This window comes from Limnospira fusiformis SAG 85.79 (assembly GCF_012516315.1).
In the GTDB taxonomy this organism is placed as follows: Bacteria; Cyanobacteriota; Cyanobacteriia; order Cyanobacteriales; family Microcoleaceae; genus Limnospira; species Limnospira fusiformis.
Genome location: NZ_CP051185.1, coordinates 1,003,036 through 1,022,327 on the forward strand (window position 1 = coordinate 1,003,036; position 19,292 = coordinate 1,022,327).

At 48.4% G+C, this 19,292-nt stretch carries 12 protein-coding genes and 1 tRNA gene; 4 read left to right on the top strand and 9 right to left on the bottom strand.

Features of this window, described 5'->3' with window-relative positions; translation table 11 throughout:
* Positions 1 to 299: 299 nt before the first annotated feature.
* The 4 genes from folK (at position 300) to HFV01_RS04905 (ending at position 2,915) form a co-directional block, all read left to right on the top strand.
* The gene (gene folK, locus HFV01_RS04890; RefSeq protein WP_006624005.1) at positions 300 to 791 is read left to right on the top strand and encodes a 2-amino-4-hydroxy-6-hydroxymethyldihydropteridine diphosphokinase; all 492 of its coding nucleotides are present in this window, start codon (positions 300 to 302) and stop codon (positions 789 to 791) included.
* On the top strand, positions 791 to 1,336 hold the full coding sequence (locus tag HFV01_RS04895; protein ID WP_006624006.1) for an NUDIX hydrolase: 546 nt from the start codon (positions 791 to 793) through the stop codon (positions 1,334 to 1,336). Before folK ends, HFV01_RS04895 begins: the two co-directional genes overlap by 1 nt.
* Positions 1,337 to 1,348: 12 nt before the next feature.
* Positions 1,349 to 2,773: an FAD-binding domain-containing protein gene (locus HFV01_RS04900; RefSeq protein ID WP_193520876.1), complete on the top strand. Its 1,425-nt coding sequence runs from the start codon at positions 1,349 to 1,351 to the stop codon at positions 2,771 to 2,773.
* A gap of 58 nt (positions 2,774 to 2,831) precedes the next feature.
* Positions 2,832 to 2,915, top strand: a tRNA-Leu gene (locus HFV01_RS04905).
* Between the two features lie 865 nt (positions 2,916 to 3,780).
* On the opposite strand, the gene HFV01_RS04910 is transcribed toward HFV01_RS04905, so the two are convergent.
* From HFV01_RS04910 to HFV01_RS04950, 9 genes are all read right to left on the bottom strand, one after another.
* On the bottom strand, positions 3,781 to 5,631 hold the full coding sequence (locus HFV01_RS04910; RefSeq protein ID WP_193520877.1) for a bifunctional serine/threonine-protein kinase/formylglycine-generating enzyme family protein: 1,851 nt from the start codon (positions 5,629 to 5,631) through the stop codon (positions 3,781 to 3,783).
* Between the two features lie 129 nt (positions 5,632 to 5,760).
* Positions 5,761 to 7,536 carry a bifunctional serine/threonine-protein kinase/formylglycine-generating enzyme family protein gene (locus tag HFV01_RS04915; RefSeq protein WP_193520878.1) on the bottom strand — a complete coding sequence of 592 codons (1,776 nt, stop codon included), beginning with the start codon at positions 7,534 to 7,536 and terminating at the stop codon, positions 5,761 to 5,763.
* A gap of 323 nt (positions 7,537 to 7,859) precedes the next feature.
* On the bottom strand, positions 7,860 to 8,129 hold the full coding sequence (locus HFV01_RS04920; protein WP_193520879.1) for a hypothetical protein: 270 nt from the start codon (positions 8,127 to 8,129) through the stop codon (positions 7,860 to 7,862).
* Positions 8,130 to 8,224: 95 nt separating this feature from the next.
* Complete coding sequence (locus HFV01_RS04925; protein ID WP_193520880.1) at positions 8,225 to 10,036, bottom strand: bifunctional serine/threonine-protein kinase/formylglycine-generating enzyme family protein; 1,812 nt, start codon at positions 10,034 to 10,036, stop codon at positions 8,225 to 8,227.
* A gap of 126 nt (positions 10,037 to 10,162) precedes the next feature.
* Positions 10,163 to 12,013: a bifunctional serine/threonine-protein kinase/formylglycine-generating enzyme family protein gene (locus HFV01_RS04930; protein ID WP_193520881.1), complete on the bottom strand. Its 1,851-nt coding sequence runs from the start codon at positions 12,011 to 12,013 to the stop codon at positions 10,163 to 10,165.
* Positions 12,014 to 12,454: 441 nt separating this feature from the next.
* Complete coding sequence (locus tag HFV01_RS04935) at positions 12,455 to 14,308, bottom strand: bifunctional serine/threonine-protein kinase/formylglycine-generating enzyme family protein (RefSeq protein WP_193520882.1); 1,854 nt, start codon at positions 14,306 to 14,308, stop codon at positions 12,455 to 12,457.
* Between the two features lie 290 nt (positions 14,309 to 14,598).
* Positions 14,599 to 16,332 carry a bifunctional serine/threonine-protein kinase/formylglycine-generating enzyme family protein gene (locus HFV01_RS04940; protein WP_193521261.1) on the bottom strand — a complete coding sequence of 578 codons (1,734 nt, stop codon included), beginning with the start codon at positions 16,330 to 16,332 and terminating at the stop codon, positions 14,599 to 14,601.
* Between the two features lie 50 nt (positions 16,333 to 16,382).
* Positions 16,383 to 17,348, bottom strand: coding sequence for a serine/threonine protein kinase (locus HFV01_RS04945; RefSeq protein ID WP_193520883.1), 966 nt, complete (start codon positions 17,346 to 17,348; stop codon positions 16,383 to 16,385).
* A 124-nt stretch (positions 17,349 to 17,472) separates the two neighbouring features.
* Complete coding sequence (locus HFV01_RS04950) at positions 17,473 to 19,281, bottom strand: bifunctional serine/threonine-protein kinase/formylglycine-generating enzyme family protein (RefSeq protein WP_193520884.1); 1,809 nt, start codon at positions 19,279 to 19,281, stop codon at positions 17,473 to 17,475.
* Between the last annotated feature and the right edge of the window lie 11 nt (positions 19,282 to 19,292).

A 19,292-nucleotide genomic window follows, 5' to 3' on the forward strand; every position in this document is an offset into this window, starting at 1 on the left:
CCCCACCGGGGAATTAATAAACCCACCCCACCGGGGAATTAATAAACCCGCCCTCACCCCCACCGGGGAATTAATTGTTAATTATTAATTGTTAATTGTTAATTGTTAATTGTTAATTGTTAATTGTAGGGGCGGGTTCCGCAGTTAGTCATAGGAATGAGGGAAGGGCTTAATAAACCCGCCCCCGCCCCCACCGGGGAATTAATAAACCCACCCCACCGGGGAATTAATAAACCCGCCCCCGCCCCCACCGGGGAATTAATTATTAATTGTTAATTGTTAATTGTTAATTGTTAATTATGGATAGTAATGTCGCAATAGGTTTGGGTAGTAATTTGGGGTTGTCTGGTCAAACAGTAGAAACCGCCCTAGAATTACTGGAAGGCTATGAGGGAATTAGGGTGAAAAAACGATCGCATTGGTATCGGACAATTCCTGTGGGACCCCCTCAGCCGGATTATATCAATGGGTGTGCTATTCTGGAGGTGACTGTCTCCCCTCAGTCCCTCTTGGAAACTCTGCTAGAAATTGAGAAGACATTGGGGCGGGTGCGTGGGGAAAGATGGGGACCGAGAACCCTAGATCTTGATTTATTGCTGTTCGATGATTTAATCTTGAATACACCTACCCTAGAAATACCACACCCGAGAATGCGCGATCGCGCTTTTGTGTTAGTCCCCCTAGCGGAAATAGCCCCGGAGTGGATAGATCCTATCAGTAAAAAGGCGATCGCCCAATTGCTGGAAACTATCGATCAGTCAGGAGTCCAAAAACTAACTTTAACTAACTAATGAAACTAGGTTCAGAACCCCCCGAAATTCTCGCACAACAACTCTTTTATCGAGGTCGGAAATTTAACTTTGATGTCCACCGCCTTCGCCTTCCTAATGGGGCGATCGGTCAGTGGGAATGTGTTAGACACCCCGGAGGTGCTTTGGTAATTCCCGTTACCCCAGAAGGTAAATTGGTATTGGTCAGACAATATCGATTTGCAGTGGAAGGGCGGACTTTGGAATTTCCAGCCGGGACGGTAGAAGTTAACGAAGACCCCGCCGAAACCGTCGGGCGCGAAATTGAAGAAGAAACAGGCTACCGCGCTCATAAGTGGCGTAAACTAGGGCAATTTGTCCTCGCGCCGGGTTATTCTGATGAAATTATTTACGCCTTTCTCGCGGAAGATCTCGAAAAACTAGAAACTCCCCCCGCACAAGATGAAGATGAGGATATAGACACGGTTTTGATGACTCCCCAAGAGTTGGAAAAGGCGATTTGGGAGGGGGAACCTGTGGATGCTAAATCTATCGCTAGTTTTATGTTGGCTAAACCCTTTCTATAACTCTGTGTGTTTATGTCGGATTTAATCTTATTTTGGCATCGTCGAGATCTGCGGATTTCCGATAACTGGGGACTGGCGGCGGCGCGTCGGGTGACTTCTCAGGTGGTGGGGGTCTTCTGTCTTGACCCGGCAATTTTGAGCGGTGATGATATCGCCCCCGTCCGTGTGGCTTATATGATCGGCTGTCTCCAATGTTTACAACGCGACTACCAACGGGGGGGGAGTCAATTACTGATTATTCAGGATAACCCGGCTCAAGGTCTGCGAAAATTGGCGGTGGCTTTGGGGGCGATCGCTGTTTATTGGAATCAAGACGTTGAACCCCTCGCCAGACAACGCGATCGCTCTGTAGAAGAGTCTCTCACAGAGGTGGGGATTAAAGTTGAGACTTTCTGGGATCAGGTTTTGCATTCCCCAGAAGCCATTTTTACGGGGTCTAAGGAACCCTATAAGGTTTATACTCCCTATTGGCGCAAATGGATTCAGCAGCCCAAACCAGAACCCTGTGATACCCTAAAATCTAGGGGGCTGACAGAGGCTCAGGAAAAGGCGGCGAGGGAGGGGGGAGCGATCGCTTTACCCACCGCTAAGGATTTGGGATTTATCTGGTCGGAACCTTTTATCCTAGAACCCGGAGAAACGGCGGCGAGCGATCGCTTGCAACTCTTCTGCGATCGAGCCATTTATGAGTATGACCAAGGGCGGAATTTCCCCGCTATTGATGGCACTTCTCTGTTGAGTCCGGCTTTGAGATTTGGGGCGATCGGTATCCGTACCTTATGGCAAAAAACCCAAGAAATTATGGCTTTAACTCGCAGTGACGAAGCCCGCGACCATATTCAAACTTGGCAGCAGGAAATCGCTTGGCGGGAGTTTTATCAACAGGCTTTATATCACTTCCCCGCCTTAGCCACGGGAGCATTTCGTCAGCCTTTTGACCGTTTTCCTTGGTCAGATAATCAAGAACATTTCCAGGCGTGGTGTCAAGGACGCACCGGATATCCTATTGTTGATGCGGCTATGCGTCAACTCAATGAAACCGGATGGATGCACAACCGTTGTCGCATGATTGTCGCCAGTTTTTTGACCAAGGATTTAATCATCAATTGGCAATGGGGAGAAAAGTATTTTATGCAAAGACTTATTGATGGGGATTTAGCCTCAAATAATGGTGGGTGGCAGTGGAGTTCCTCCAGTGGGATGGACCCTAAGCCTTTGCGGATTTTTAACCCCGCTTCCCAAGCTCAAAAATATGACCCGGAAGCTGAATATATCCGCCAGTGGTTGCCAGAATTGCGGAATTTGGACACCGCCCACCTCGTGACTGGCAAAATTTCCAGGAGCGATCGACAAGCCTGTGGCTACCCACAGCCCATTGTAGACCACAATCAACAACAAAAATTGTTTAAGTCGATTTATTCCCAATTAAAGGCTTGACAAATTCCCCCAACTATGGCAGGATATTAAATTGTGCCAAACAAATACACCCACTCATGCGGAACTGGCGGAATTGGTAGACGCGCTAGATTCAGGTTCTAGTGTTCGCAAGGACTTCCGGGTTCAAGTCCCGGGTTCCGCATTTGGAAGGAAATGGGCTGGGGGAAGTTGGGCTGATATATGCCACTGTTAACCGTGTTGGCATTTGCACTCGTTTTACACTCACTGCCAATAATGCGATCGCTTTTGAGTGCATCAGTGTGATGGTACAATGGGGGCTCAAGTTCCCGGTTCCCCATTGGGAAACAAACCCCGTTGGGCTGGGGGAAGTTGGGTTGATATATGCCACTGTTAACCGTGTTGGCATTTGCACTTATTTTACACTCACTCCCAATAATGCGATCGCTTTTGAGTGCATCAGTGTGATGGTACAATGGGGGCTCAAGTTCCCGGTTCCGCATTGGGAAACAAACCCCGTTGGGCTGGGGGAAGTTGGGCTGATATATGCCACTGTTAACCGTGTTGGCATTTGCACTTATTTTACACTCACTCCCAATAATGCGATCGCTTTTGAGTGCATCAGTGTGATGGTACAATGGGGGCTTAAGTTCCCGGTTCCGCATTGGGAAACAAACCCCGTTGGGCTGGGGGAAGTTGGGTTGATATATGCCACTGTTAACCGTGTTGGCATTTGCACTTATTTTACACTCACTCCCAATAATGCGATCGCTTTTGAGTGCATCAGTGTGATGGTACAATGGGGGCTTAAGTTCCCGGTTCCGCATTGGGAAACAAACCCCGTTGGGCTGGGGGAAGTTGGGTTGATATATGCCACTGTTAACCGTGTTGGCATTTGCACTTATTTTACACTCACTCCCAATAATGCGATCGCTTTTGAGTGCATCAGTGTGATGGTACAATGGGGGCTCAAGTTCCCGGTTCCGCATTGGGAAACAAACCCCGTTGGGCTGGGGGAAGTTGGGTTTCGCTGCGCTTCACCCAACCTACTAAAGCGCACAAGCCACCCGAAAACCGCAGCTGAAGTAGAGGAGGTCTGAGCCGCCCCTGTCGCGGTTGGCACAACGGCAGACTACTGGATTGAAGAGCCACGAACCGCCACGCAGCACCCTTCTTTCTTGGCTTTCCAAAAAGTTGACTAAATATTCAATAGGTTTTTGATAACGAATATCGTTGTCATAATCCCACACACCACCATCCGAAGGCGCACCATTGTAGCTGTCGTGCCAGGGGTCAGCGCACCATTCCGAAACATTTCCGTGGATATCATACAAGCCAAAGGCGTTGGCGTGTTGAAACTGACCGACGGGGGTGGTTTGTCCGCGGTAGGCTCCCAGGGGTCCTGAGCTATAGGTGTGGTTGCCATCGTAGTTGGCGAGGTCCGTCGTCAGGGTATCACCGACGTGAAAGGGGCTAGTGGTTCCGGCGCGGGCTGCATATTCCCACTCCGCTTCACTCGGTAATCGGTAGGGTTTGCCAATTCTCTTCGAGAGGCGGGCGCACCACTCCATTACATCATACCATGCAACCGATTCAACGGGAAGATTTAATCCTTTAAAAGCTGAGGGGTCTGGGTTCAGGTCCCGTTGGAGTTTGGGGAAACTAGCCACTTGTCGCCATTGTGCTTGGGTAACCGGATATTTCCCCATTAGGAAGGGTTTAATCGTGACTTGGTGTTGGGGTCTTTCCTTATTTAGTGAACTTCCAGCTTCACCACTCGGCGCACCCATTTTAAAGGTTCCCCCCGGAATTTTTACCATCTCCAGAGTCACACTATTTCCCAGGTCTTCGATAATACATTCAGCCTGACCGGGACGACGGTTAATTTCTCGACCCATTGAATTGACCGTAACGATATCAAATTCAAACTTCTGGGTTCCCGGTTGGAAAGCTTTATTGGGAGTCTGTTTAACAGTCTCTGGGATGACGGTTTGAGGACTTGTTGGGTTGGTCGGTTTCCCATAATCTCGCTGTAAATCTTCCCACACTTCCGCTACAGATTGATAGCGTTTTTTAAATACTGTCTCAACCAAACGCTCTAAGATTTTGCCTAGTTTCTCACCCACCTGATTGCCATTTAAATGCTCACGCCACACCCATTGTGATTCTAAGGGGTCATATAAATATGACGGACTCACTTGGGTTAGCAGATATAAACAAGTCACCCCTAAACTATATAAATCACTCCCATATTGAGGTTTTCCCATAGCCTGTTCCGGGGCGCAATATTCCGCCGAACCGATAACCGTTCCCGCTACGCTAAGAGATGTGCGCCGCACCTGTTTAGATGCTCCAAAATCCACTAGGACTAACTTATTATCACTGGCGCGTCTAATGATGTTTTCCGGTTTAATATCCCGGTGAATCACTTGATTTTGGTGGACGAAATCCAAAACTGGCAATAAATCCTCTAGCAGGGAACTGATTTGATTTTCGCTAAAAGCGCCTTGATTATCTAACTCCTGTTGTAGGGTTTCCCCTTTGATAAATTCCTGAATTAAATATTGACGGTTATCAGCCGTAAAATAAGCCAAAAGTTCCGGGATTTGGGAATGTTTGCCGAGGAGTTCTAAACGTTGGGCTTCTTGGTCGAATAATTCGGCTGCTTTTTGCAGGTTAGCGGTTCCTTGTGCCTGGGGAAGGAATTGCTTAATCACGCAGGGAGGTTTAGAAGGTTTGAAGTCATCCACTGCCAGAAATGTGCGTCCGAAGCCACCTTGTCCGAGGATGCTTTGAGCATAGTAGCGTTCTGCCAGTCGGAGTTGACTGCCACATTTTTGGCAAAATTGGAAACCTTCGGGGTTGATGTGGAGGCAGTCTGGGTTCAGACATTGGCTCATAATCAGGATGGTTATTGATACCTGATTCTACATTACCATAAATGCCAAAAATTAACCCGCTTTTTCACAGAAACCCGGTGGCTCACGGCTGGCTGGGAAGTTGGGTTTCGCTGCGCTTCACCCAACCTACTAAAGCGCTACCCGAAAACTGAGGAAGTCGTCGAGGAAGTCTGGGTCGCCCCAGTTGCGGAGGGCACAACGGCAGCTTTCTGGATTGTAGCTCCACGAACCGCCGCGCAGCACACGTCTTTCTTTGCTTTCCAAAAACTTGACTAAATATTCAATAGGTTTTTGATAACGACTATCGTTCCCAACATCCCACACACCACCATCCGAAGGCGCACCATTGTAGCTATCATGCCAGGGGTCAGCGCACCATTCCCAAACATTTCCGTGGATATCATACAAGCCAAAGGCGTTGGCGTGTTGAAACTGACCGACGGGGGTGGTTTGTTCGCGGTAGGCTCCCTTGGGTTCTGAGCTATAGGTGCTGCTGCCATTGTAGTTGGCGAGGTCTGTCGTCAGGGTATCACCGACATGAAAGGGGCTAGTTGTTCCGGCACGGGCTGCATATTCCCACTCGGCTTCACTGGGCAATCGGTAGGGTTTGCCAATTCTTTTCGAGAGGCGGGCGCACCACTCGATTACATCATACCATGAAACTTTTTCAACCGGAAGATTTAATCCTTTAAATCTTGAGGGGTCTAGGCTCAGGTCCCGTTGAAGTTTGGGGAAACTAGCCACTTGTCGCCATTGTTCTTGGGTAACCGGATATTTCCCCATGAGGAAGGGTTTAATCGTGACTCGGTGTTGGGGTCTTTCATCATCATCACTTTTAGCTTCACCACTCGGTGAACCCATAATAAAGGTTCCCCCCGGAATTAGCACCATCTCCAGAGTCACCCCATTTCCCAGGTCTTCGATAATACATTCAGCCTGACCGGGACGACGGTTAATTTCTCGACCCATTGAATTGACCGTAACGATGTCAAATTCAAACTTCTGGGTTGGGGGTTTTGGACTATCATCAGATGGCTGTAAATCTGCCCAAACTTCCGCTACAGATTGATAGCGTTTTCTAAAGACTGTCTCAACCAAACGGTCTAAGATTTCGCCTAGTTTATCACTCACCTGATTGCCATTTAAATGCTCACGCCAAACCCATTGTGATTCTAAGGGGTCATATAAATCTGACGGACTAACTTGGGTTAGCAGATATAAACAAGTCACCCCTAAACTATATAAATCACTCCCATATTGAGGTTTTCCCATAGCCTGTTCCGGGGCGCAATATTCCGCCGAACCGATAACCGTTCCCGCTACGCTCATAGATGTGCGCCGCACTTGTTTAGATGCTCCAAAATCCACTAGAACTAACTTATTATCACTGGCGCGTCTAATGATGTTTTCCGGTTTAATATCCCGGTGAATCACTTGATTTTGGTGGACGAAATCCAAAACTGGCAATAAATCCTTGAGCAGCGAAATGATTTGATTTTCGGTAAAAGCGCCTTGATTATCTAACTCCTGTTGTAGGGTTTCTCCTTCGATAAATTCCTGAATTAAATATTGACGGTTATCAGCCGTAAAATAAGCCAAAAGTTCCGGGATTTGGGAATGTTTGCCGAGGAGTTCTAAACGTTGGGCTTCTTGGTCGAATAATTGGGCGGCTTTTTCTAGGGTAGCGGTTCCTTGCGCCTGGGGAAGGAATTGCTTAATCACGCAGGGAGGTTTAGAAGGTTTGAAGTCATCCACTGCCAGAAATGTGCGTCCGAACCCACCTTGTCCGAGGATGCTTTTAGCATAGTAGCGTTCTGCCAGTCGGAGTTTACTGCCACATTTTTGGCAAAACTGGGAACCTTCGGGGTTGCTGTGGAGGCAGTCCGGGTTGAGACACTGGCTCATAATCAGGAGGGTTATTGATACCTGATTCTACATTACCATAAATGCCCAAAATTAACCCGCTTTTTCACAGACACCTGATTTATCACGGCTGGGAAAGTTGGGTTGCGCTGCGCTTCACCCAACCTACTAAAGCGCTGGGTTGAGACACTGGCTCATAATCAGGAGGGTTATTGATACCTGATTCTACATTACCATAAATGCCCAAAATTAACCCGCTTTTTCACAGACACCTGATTTATCACGGCTGGGAAAGTTGGGTTGCGCTGCGCTTCACCCAACCTACTAAAGCGCTGGGTTGAGACACTGGCTCATAATCAGGAGGGTTATTGATACTGATATATGCCACTGTTAACCGTGTTGGCATTTGCACTCATTTTACACTCACTCCCAATAATGCGATCGCTTTTGAGTGCATCAGTGTGATGGTACAATGGGGGCTTAAGTTCCCGGTTCCGCATTGGGAAACAAACCCCGTTGGGCTGGGGGAAGTTGGGTTGATATATGCCACTGTTAACCGTGTTGGCATTTGCACTTATTTTACACTCACTCCCAATAATGCGATCGCTTTTGAGTGCATCAGTGTGATGGTACAATGGGGGCTCAAGTTCCCGGTTCCGCATTGGGAAACAAACCCCGTTGGGCTGGGGGAAGTTGGGTTTCGCTGCGCTTCACCCAACCTACTAAAGCGCTAAGAGTCGGGGGGGGCACAGGCTACCCGAAAACCGACGTAGTAGTCGAGGAAGTCCGGGCTGTCCCAGAAGCGGTAGGCACAACGGCAGTTTTCTGGAAAGAAGTCCCACGAACCGCCGCGCAGCACTCGTCGTTCCTTGCTTCCCAAAAAGTTGACTAAATATTCAATAGGTTTTTGATAACGATTATCGTTCCCAACATCCCACACACGACCATCCGAAGGCGCACCATTGTAGCTGTCGTGCCAGGGGTCAGCGCACCATTCCCAAACATTTCCGTGGATATCATACAAGCCAAAGGCGTTGGCGTGTTGAAACTGACCGACGGGGGTGGTTTGTTCGCGGTAGGCTCCCTTGGGTCCTGAGCTATAGGTGTAGTTGCCATAGTAGTTGGCGAGGTCTGTCGTCAGGGTATCACCGACGTGAAAGGGGCTAGTGGTTCCGGCGCGGGCTGCATATTCCCACTCCGCTTCACTGGGCAATCGGTAGGGTTTGCCGATTCTTTTCGAGAGGCGGGCGCACCACTCGATTACATCATACCATGAAACTTTTTCAACGGGAAGATTTAATCCTTTAAAATGTGAGGGGTCTAGGTTCAGGTCCCGTTGGAGTTTGGGGAAACTAGCCACTTGTCGCCATTGTGCTTGGGTAACGGGATATTTCCCCATGAGGAAGGGTTTAATCGTGACTTGGTGTTGGGGTCTTTCCTTATTTAGTGAACTTCCAGCTTCACCCCTCGGCGCACCCATTTTAAAGGTTCCCCCCGGAATTTTTACCATCTCCAGAGTCACCCCATTTCCCAGGTCTTCGATAATACATTCAGCCTGACCGGGACGACGGTTAATTTCTTGTCCCTTTGAATTGACCGTAACGATATCAAATTCAAACTTCTGGGTTACCGGTTTGCCAGTTGTATTGTTAGTCGGTTTCCCATAATATCGCTGTAAATCTGCCCATACTTCGGCTACAGATTGATAGCGTTTTTTAAAGACTGTCTCAACCAAACGCTCTAAGATTTCGCCTAATTTATCACTCACCTGATTGCCATTTAAATGCTCACGCCACACCCATTGTGATTCTAAGGGGTCATATAAATATGACGGACTCACTTGGGTTAGCAGGTATAAACAAGTCACCCCTAAACTATATAAATCACTCCCATATTGAGGTTTTCCCATAGCCTGTTCCGGGGCGCAATATTCCGCCGAACCGATAACCGTTCCGGTGACGCTCATAGATGTGCGCCGCACCTGTTTAGATGCTCCAAAATCCACTAGGACTAACTTTTTATCACTGGCTCGTCTAATGATGTTTTCCGGTTTAATATCCCGGTGAATTACTTTATGTTTGTGTACAAAATACAAAACTGGCAATAAATCCTTGAGCAGGGAAATGATTTGATTTTCCGTAAAAGCGCCTTGATTGTCTAACTCCTGTTGTAGGGTTTCCCCTTTGATAAATTCCTGAATTAAATATTGACGGTTATCAGCCGTAAAATAAGCCAAAAGTTCCGGGATTTGGGAATGTTTGCCGAGGAGTTCTAAACGTTGGGCTTCTTGGTCGAATAATTCGGCTGCTTTTTCTAGGGTAGCGGTTCCTTGCGCCTGGGGAAGGAATTGTTTAATCACACAGGGAGGTTTAGAAGGTTTGAAGTCATCCACTGCCAGAAATGTGCGTCCGAAGCCACCTTGTCCGAGGATGCTTTTAGCATAGTAGCGTTCTGCCAGTCGGAGTTGACTGCCACATTTTTGGCAAAACTGGGAACCGTCGGGGTTGATGTGGAGGCAGTCTGGGTTGAGACACTGGCTCATAATCAGGAGGGTTATTGATACCTGATTCTACATTACCATAAATGCCCAAAATTAACCCGCTTTTTCACAGACACCTGATTTATCACGGCTGGGAAAGTTGGGTTTCGCTGCGCTTCACCCAACCTACTAAAGCGCTACCCGAAAACCGACGTTGTAGTAGAGGTTGTCCGGGTCGGACCTGTAGCGGTAGGCACAACGGCAGCTTTCTGGATTGCCGTACCACGAACCGCCGCGCAGCACTCGGTGGTCTTTGCTTCCCAAAAACTTGACTAAATATTCAATAGGTTTTTGATAACGATTATCGTTCCCAACATCCCACACACGACCATCCGAAGGCGCACCATTGTAGCTGTCGTGCCAGGGGTCAGCGCACCATTCCCAAACGTTCCCGTGGATATCATACAAGCCAAATGCGTTGGCGTGTTGAAACTGACCGACGGGGGTGGTTTGTTCGCGGTAGGCTCCCTTGGGTCCTGAGCTATAGGTGTAGTCGCCACGGTAGTTGGCGAGGTCGGTGGTCAGGGTATCACCGACATGAAAGGGGCTAGTGGTTCCGGCGCGAGCTGCATATTCCCACTCGGCTTCACTGGGTAATCGGTAGGGTTTGCTGATTACTTTTGAGAGGCGATCGCACCACTCCATTACATCATACCATGAAACCGATTCAACGGGAAGATTTAATCCTTTAAATCTTGGGGGGTCTAGGCTCAGGTCCCGTTGAAGTTTGGGGAAACTAGCCACTTGTTGCCATTGTGCTTGGGTAACCGGATATTTCCCCATTAGGAAGGGTTTAATCGTGACTTGGTGTTGGGGTTCTTCTTCGCCATGATAGCGACTCCATCGCTTTTCGGATGCAGGTGAACCCATAATAAAGGTTCCCCCCGGAATTAGCACCATCTCCAGGGTTACACCGTTTCCCAGGTCTTCGATAATACATTCAGCCTGACCGGGACGACGGTTAATTTCTCGACCCATTGAATTGACCGTAACGATATCAAATTCAAACTTCTGGGTTACCGGTTTGCCAGTTGTATTGGGAGTCTGTTTAACAGTCTCTGGGATGACGGTTTGAGGACTTGTTGGGTTGGGCGATTTCCCATAATATCGCCGTAAATCTTCCCAAACTTCCGCTACAGATTGATAGCGTTTGTTAAACACTGTCTCAACCAAACGGTCTAAGATTTTGCCTAGTTTCTCACTCAACTGATTGTCATTTAAATGCTCACGCCACACCCATTGTAATTCTAAGGGGTCATATAAATTCGACGGACTCACTTCGGTTAGCAGGTATAAACAAGTCACCCCTAAACTATATAAATCACTCCCATATTGAGGTTTTCCCATAGCCTGTTCCGGGGCGCAATATTCCGCCGAACCGATAACCGTTCCGGTGACGCTCATAGATGTGCGCCGCACCTGTTTAGATGCTCCAAAATCCACTAGGACTAACTTGTTATCACTGGCTCGTCTAATGATGTTTTCCGGTTTAATATCCCGGTGAATCACTTGATTTTGGTGGACGAAATCCAAAACTGGCAATAAATCCTCTAGCAGCGAAATGATTTGATTTTCGCTAAAAGCGCCTTGATTATCTAGCTCCTGTTGTAGGGTTTCCCCTTCGATAAATTCCTGAATTAAATATTGACGGTTATCAGCCGTAAAATAAGCCAACAGTTCCGGGATTTGGGAATGTTTGCCGAGGAGTTCTAAACGTTGGGCTTCTTGGTCGAATAATTGGGCGGCTTTTTCTAGGGTAGCGGTTCCTTGCGCCTGGGGAAGGAATTGCTTAATCACGCAGGGAGGTTTAGAAGGTTTGAAGTCATCCACTGCCAGAAATGTGCGTCCGAACCCGCCTTGTCCGAGGATGCTTTTAGCATAGTAGCGTTCTGCCAGTCGGAGTTTACTGCCACATTTTTGGCAAAACTGGGAACCTTCGGGGTTGCTGTGGAGGCAGTCCGGGTTGAGACACTGGCTCATAATCAGGAGGGTTATTGATACCTGATTCTACATTACCATAAATGCCCAAAATTAACCCGCTTTTTCACAGACACCTGATTTATCACGGCTGGGAAAGTTGGGTTGCGCTGCGCTTCACCCAACCTACTAAAGCGCTGGGTTGAGACACTGGCTCATAATCAGGAGGGTTATTGATACCTGATTCTACATTACCATAAATGCCCAAAATTAACCCGCTTTTTCACAGACACCTGATTTATCACGGCTGGGAAAGTTGGGTTGCGCTGCGCTTCACCCAACCTACTAAAGCGCTGGGTTGAGACACTGGCTCATAATCAGGAGGGTTATTGATACCTGATTCTACATTACCATAAATGCCCAAAATTAACCCGCTTTTTCACAGAAACCCGGTGGCTCACGGCTGGCTGGGAAGTTGGGCCCGGCTGCGCTTCACCCAACCTACTAAAGCGCTACCCGAAAACCGCTGTTGCGGCCGAAGCTGTCCGGGTAGTCCATGACGCGGTTGGCACAACGGCAGCTCACAGGAAAGTTTAGCCACGAACCGCCGCGCAGCACCCTCATGTCTTTTGTCCCTTTTTCCAAAAAATCGACTAAATGTTCAATAATGTTTTCATAACGATTATCGTTACCATAATCCCACACTCGCCCGTCCGAGGGAGCGCCACCATAGCCTTCGTGCCAGGGGTCAGCGCACCATTCCCAAATATTCCCGTGGATATCATACAAGCCAAAGGCGTTGGCGTGTTGAAACTGACCGACGGGGGTGGTTTTTTTGCGGTAGGCTCCCCTCGGTCCTGAGCTATAGCTGTAGCCGCCATCGTAGTTGGCGAGGTCCGTCGTCAGGGTATCACCGACATGAAAGGGGCTAGTGGTTCCAGCGCGGGCTGCATATTCCCACTCGGCTTCACTGGGCAATCGGTAGGGTTTGCCAATTCTTTTCGAGAGGCGCGCACACCATTCCACCACATCATACCATGAAACCGATTCAACGGGAAGATTTAATCCGGCAAATTTGGAGGGGTTATAGTTGAGGTCCCGTTGGAGTTTGGGGAAACTAGCCACTTGTTGCCATTGTGCTTGGGTAACCGGATATTTCCCCATGAGGAAGGGTTTAATCGTGACTCGGTGTTGGGGTCTTTCAGCGTATGAACTTCCAGCTTCACCACTCGGCGCACCCATAATAAAGGTTCCCCCCGGAATTTTTACCATCTCCAGAGTCACCCCATTTCCCAGGTCTTCGATAATACATTCAGCCTGACCGGTACGGCGGTTAATTTCTCGACCCATTGAATTGACCGTAACGATATCAAATTCAAACTTCTGGGTTACCGGTTTGCCAGTTGTATTGGGAGTCTGTTTAACAGTCTCTGGGATGACGGGTTGAGGATTTGTGGGGTTGGTCTGTTTCCCATAATATCGCTGTAAATCTGCCCACACTTCCGCTACAGATTGATAGCGTTTTTTAAAGACTGTCTCAACCAAGCGGTCTAAGATTTTGCCTAGTTTATCACTCACCTGATTGTCATTGAAATACTCATAGTCACGCCACACCCATTCGGCTTCTAAGGGGTCATATAAATCTGACGGACTCACTTCGGTTAGCAGATATAAACAAGTCACCCCTAAACTATATAAATCACTCCCATATTGAGGTTTTCCCATAGCCTGTTCCGGGGCCCAATATTCCGCCGAACCGATAACCGTTCCCGTCACGCTAAGAGATGTGCGTCGCACCTGTTTAGATGCTCCAAAATCCACTATAACTAACTTATTATCACTGGCTCGTCTAATGATGTTGTCCGGTTTAATATCCCGGTGAATCACTTGATTTTGGTGGACGAAATCCAAAACTGGCAATAAATCCTTGAGCAGCGAAATGATTTGATTTTCCGTAAAAGCGCCTTGATTATCTAACTCCTGTTGTAGGGTTTCCCCTTCGATAAATTCCTGAATTAAATATTGACGGTTATCAGCGGTAAAATAAGCCAACAGTTCCGGGATTTGGGAATGTTTGCCGAGGAGTTCTAAACGTTGGGCTTCTTGGTCGAATAATTGGGCGGCTTTTTCTAGGGTAGCGGTTCCTTGCGCCTGGGGAAGGAATTGTTTAATCACACAGGGAGGTTTAGAAGGTTTGAAGTCATCCACTGCCAGAAATGTGCGTCCGAACCCACCTTGTCCGAGGATGCTTTTAGCATAGTAGCGTTCTACCAGTCGGAGTTTACTGCCACATTTTTGGCAAAACTGGGAACCGTCGGGGTTGATGTGGAGGCAGTCTGGGTTGAGACACTGGCTCATAATCAGGAGGGTTATTGATACCTGATTCTACATTACCATAAATGCCGAAAATTAACCCGCTTTTTCACAGAAACCTGATTTATCACGGCTGGGGAAGTTGGGTTTCGCTGCGCTTCACCCAACCTACATCGTTGTTGTTTACACAAGGGCAATTTAAATTTAACATTTCTTTACACACAAATCCATATTTATGGTGTAAAATTGGGGAAATATAAAAAAAGCTCGCTGCGATCGCTCAAAAGGGTAAATGGCTAACAGGGTAAAGGGCAAAACCGCAAAAGCGCTAAGAGCTAAGAGTCGGGGGGGGCACAGGCTACCCGAAAACCGTAGTTGAGGTTGAGGATGTCCGGGCCGACCCAGTCGCGGAAGGCACAACGGCAGCTCTCTGGAAGGTCGTCCCACGAACCGCCGCGCAGCACTCGGTCGTCTTTGCTTTCCAAAAACTTGACTAAATATTCAATAGGGTTTTGATAACGATTATCGTTCCCAACATCCCACACACGACCATCCGAAGGCGCACCATTGTAGCTGTCGTGCCAGGGGTCAGCGCACCATTCCCAAACATTTCCGTGGATATCATACAAGCCAAATGCGTTGGCGTGTTGAAACTGACCGACGGGGGTGGTTTGTTCGCGGTAGGCTCCCTTGGGTCCTGAGCTATAGGTGTAGTTGCCATCGTAGTTGGCGAGGTCTGTCGTCAGGGTATCACCGACATGAAAGGGGCTAGTTGTTCCGGCGCGGGCTGCATATTCCCACTCGGCTTCACTGGGCAATCGGTAGGGTTTGCCGATTCTTTTCGAGAGGCGGGCGCACCACTCGATTACATCATACCATGAAACTTTTTCAACCGGAAGATTTAATCCTTTAAATCTTGAGGGGTCTGGGTTCAGGTCTCGTTGGAGTTTGGGGAAACTAGCCACTTGTCGCCATTGTGCTTGGGTAACCGGATATTTCCCCATTAGGAAGGGTTTAATCGTGACTCGGTGTTGGGGTCTTTCAGCATTAGAACTTCCAGCTTCACCACTCGGCGCACCCATAATAAAGGTTCCCCCCGGAATTAGCACCATCTCCAGAGTCACACCATTTCCCAGGTCTTCGATAATACATTCAGCCTGACCGGGACGGCGGTTAATTTCTTGTCCCTTTGAATTGACGGTAACGATGTCAAAGGAAAAAGAAGTCGTTTTTGGTCGGTAAAGGGGGGTGGGTTTCGGCGGTTCCAACAGCTTTAACCACTCCTCCATCGACTGAGGGCGCTGGGTTTTATTTAACGCCATCCCCGCCATAATCGCATCATTAATAGCATCGCTCACCGATGCCAAATCCTTGGGCGGCACCAACTCTTCCCGGTCTACCTTGCGGGAAAAACAGTCCCTCGGCAACTGCTTCGTTACGGCATAATAGAGAGATGCTGCCAGAGTGTAAATATCGACCGTGGGGGAGCGATCGCCTTTAATTAACTGTTCGTAGGGTGCAAAAGCCTTATTGCCAAAAATCTTGGAACTGGTGACACTGGGGACGACATTTCCAGCGATGCCAAAATCAATCAATACCGGCTGACGGTTACCTCGCAACATGATATTAACCGGGGTGGCATCCCGGTGAACAATACCAGCGCGATGCACCTGTGCCAAAGCCTGAGCCACCGGACAAATTAACTCCAGGGCGGTCGCTTCCGAAAGGGGGCCTTGTTCCTGCACCAGAGTATAGAGGTTTTTGCCCTCGATAAATTCCATTACCAGACAATGGGAGTCGGATTCTTCAAATAAGTCCTTGACGCGGACGATGTGGGGGTTGGGGTCCCTCTCCAGTTGGGCTAAAATTTGGGCTTCCCGGATGAAGCGTTGGACGTATTTGGCATAGTCGGGGTCATGTCGCAAAAAGGCATTGGGGGTTTTGATCACCACGGGGGCATTGAAGCCCCGATGCAGGGCTTTGTAGGTAATGCCGAACCCACCCTGTCCGAGGACAGTTTCGATGGTGAATTTGCCGTTTTGGAGTGAGTGTCCGTTTTGCCAGTACATTGTCCGGGTGTCAGTCGGTGAGGATGTCAATATTGTACACCCACCCAGGGCTATTTATTTAAAAATAGGGCGATTATGGTTGCGATCGCACCGAGAATGCCGGCAACAGTAGCAGCCAATTGAAGGGCGATCGGCAGACTATCCCATTGGGGAATTGGCGACCAGCGCCCGATTCCCAATTCCCGCAGAAATTCCGGTACACTCTGGGTGCGATCGCCCGGAATTAAAGCCATGGCATGAACGATCGCCTGATTAACCTTTTGGCTAATCTTGGGATTGTGCAAACGGGGGGGAGTCAAATGCACATCGGACTTGGTATCATGGCGATCTAAGGCACTTTCAGGTTTTTTTCCGGTCAGCAGCACATACAGGGTCGCCGCCAGGCTGTAAACGTCCGTCCAGGGTCCTTTGGGTTCCAGGTGGGAATACAATTCGAAGGGTGCAAAGCCATCAACGGTAATTTGTTGGGTGAGGGGATGATCGAAAGACCTCGCCAAGCCAAAATCAATTAAAATCGCCTCTTGTTTTCCGGCGCGAATCATAATATTTCCGGGTTTAAGATCTCGATGCAAAAGACCCCGTTGGTGGACGGAAATCAAAGCGGAACCAATTTGTTGAATATAGCCCAGGGCAATTTTTTCGGGAAGTTGAGGTTCTCCCCGCTGACCGAGACTGACCCCATCAATATAGTCCATGACGATACACGGATAGCGAGTATTGGCAAACCATCCCTCCCGCACCGCTTCCTCAAAAATTTCTCGCACTTTGACAATATGAGGATGTTGGCATTGGGAGAGTTTTAGGGCTTCATCATAAAATTTGGTCGCATATTTTTCCCGTTCCGAGGGCTTGAGATCTTTTAACATGGAAGCGTCGGGATTCAGGGTTTTAATGGCAACATAGCCATTCGTCCGCACTTCCTTGGCGAGATAGGTGACGGAAAATCGCCCCTGTCCCAAAATGCGATCGACCATATAGTTCCCGTTGTTGAGTTTCTGTCCGTTTTGCCACAACATGATGGAATCGATAAAATATGGGCGTATTTTACCAAAATCCGCTGCTGCTTGGGTTGCCGAAACAGAAACCCGGTGGCTCACGGCTGGCTGGGAAGTTGGGTGAAGCGCAGCGAAACCCAACCTACTAAAGCGCTACCCGAAAACCGTTGTTGTAGAAGAGGAAGTCCGGGTCAGCCCCGTAGCGGTAGGCACAACGGCAGTTATCTGGATAGTCGTACCACGAACCGCCGCGCAGCACCCTTCTTTCTGTTTTTCCCAAAGAGTTGATAGCTATTCGTGAAGAGTTGATAGCTATTCGTAATTGATAACGATTATCGTTACCAACATCCCACACACGACCATCCGAAGGCGCACCATTGTAGCTGTCGTGCCAGGGGTCAGCGCACCATTCCCAAACGTTCCCGTGGATATCATACAAGCCAAAGGCGTTGGCGTGTTGAAACTGACCGACGGGGGTGGTTTGTTCGCGGTAGGCTCCCTTGGGTCCTGAGCTATAGGTGTGGTTGCCATCGTAGTTGGCGAGGTCCGTCGTCAGGGTATCACCGACATGAAAGGGGCTAGTAGTTCCGGCGCGGGCTGCATATTCCCACTCCGCTTCACTGGGTAATCGGTAGGGTTTGCCAATTCTTTTCGAGAGGCGATCGCACCACTCCATTACATCATACCAAAAAACTTTTTCAACCGGAAGATTTAATCCTTTAAAATATGAGGGGTCTAGGCTCAAGTCCCGTTGGAGTTTGGGGAAACTAGCCACTTGTCGCCATTGTGCTTGGGTAACCGGATATTTTCCCATGAGGAAGGGTTTAATCGTGACTCGGTGTTGGGGTCTTTCAGCGTATGAACTTCCAGCTTCACCACTCGGCGCACCCATGGTAAAGGTTCCCCCCGGAATTAGCACCATCTCCAGAGTCACCCCATTTCCCAGGTCTTCGATAATACATTCAGCCTGACCGCGACGGCGGTTAATTTCTCTGCCCTTTGAATTGACCGTAACGATATCAAATTCAAACTTCTGGGTTACCGGTTTGCCAGTTGTATTGTTGGTCGGTTTCCCATAATATCGCTGTAAATCTGCCCATACTTCGGCTACAGATTGATAGCGTTTTTTAAATACTGTCTCAACCAAACGCTCTAAGATTTCGCCTAATTTATCACTCACCTGATTGCCATTTAAATGCTCACGCCACACCCATTGTGATTCTAAGGGGTCATATAAATATGACGGACTCACTTGGGTTAGCAGGTATAAACAAGTCACCCCTAAACTATATAAATCACTCCCATATTGAGGTTTTCCCATAGCCTGTTCCGGGGCGCAATATTCCGCCGAACCGATAACCGTTCCCGCGACGCTCATAGATGTGCGCTGCACCTGTTTAGATGCTCCAAAATCCACTATGACTAACTTGTTATCACTGGCGCGTCTAATGATGTTTTCCGGTTTAATATCCCGGTGAATTACTTTATGTTTGTGTACAAAATACAAAACTGGCAATAAATCCTTGAGCAGCGAAATGATTTGATTTTCTGTAAAAGCGCCTTGATTGTCTAACTCCTGTTGTAGGGTGTCTCCTTCGATAAATTCCTGAATTAAATATTGACGGTTATCAGCCGTAAAATAAGCCAACAGTTCCGGGATTTGGGAATGTTTGCCGAGAAGTTCTAAACGTTGGGCTTCTTGGTCGAATAATTGGGCGGCTTTTTCTAGGGTAGCGGTTCCTTGCGCCTGGGGAAGGAATTGCTTAATCACGCAGGGAGGTTTAGAAGGTTTGAAGTCATCCACTGCCAGAAATGTGCGTCCGAACCCACCTTGTCCGAGGATGCTTTTAGCATAGTAGCGTTCTACCAGTCGGAGTTTACTGCCACATTTTTGGCAGAAATTACAACCTTCGGGGTTGATGTGGAGGCAGTCTGGGTTCAGACATTGGCTCATAATCAGGATGG

Excerpts from the sequence above, each read along its gene's own strand:
- folK (WP_006624005.1), top strand. The coding sequence starts at position 300 with ATGGATAGTAATGTCGCAATAGGTTTGGGTAGTAATTTGGGGTTGTCT.
- HFV01_RS04895 (WP_006624006.1), top strand. The coding sequence starts at position 791 with ATGAAACTAGGTTCAGAACCCCCCGAAATTCTCGCACAACAACTCTTT.
- HFV01_RS04900 (WP_193520876.1), top strand. The coding sequence starts at position 1,349 with ATGTCGGATTTAATCTTATTTTGGCATCGTCGAGATCTGCGGATTTCC.
- HFV01_RS04910 (WP_193520877.1), bottom strand. The coding sequence starts at position 5,631 with ATGAGCCAATGTCTGAACCCAGACTGCCTCCACATCAACCCCGAAGGT.
- HFV01_RS04915 (WP_193520878.1), bottom strand. The coding sequence starts at position 7,536 with ATGAGCCAGTGTCTCAACCCGGACTGCCTCCACAGCAACCCCGAAGGT.
- HFV01_RS04925 (WP_193520880.1), bottom strand. The coding sequence starts at position 10,036 with ATGAGCCAGTGTCTCAACCCAGACTGCCTCCACATCAACCCCGACGGT.
- HFV01_RS04930 (WP_193520881.1), bottom strand. The coding sequence starts at position 12,013 with ATGAGCCAGTGTCTCAACCCGGACTGCCTCCACAGCAACCCCGAAGGT.
- HFV01_RS04935 (WP_193520882.1), bottom strand. The coding sequence starts at position 14,308 with ATGAGCCAGTGTCTCAACCCAGACTGCCTCCACATCAACCCCGACGGT.
- HFV01_RS04940 (WP_193521261.1), bottom strand. The coding sequence starts at position 16,332 with ATGTACTGGCAAAACGGACACTCACTCCAAAACGGCAAATTCACCATC.
- HFV01_RS04945 (WP_193520883.1), bottom strand. The coding sequence starts at position 17,348 with ATGTTGTGGCAAAACGGACAGAAACTCAACAACGGGAACTATATGGTC.
- HFV01_RS04950 (WP_193520884.1), bottom strand. The coding sequence starts at position 19,281 with ATGAGCCAATGTCTGAACCCAGACTGCCTCCACATCAACCCCGAAGGT.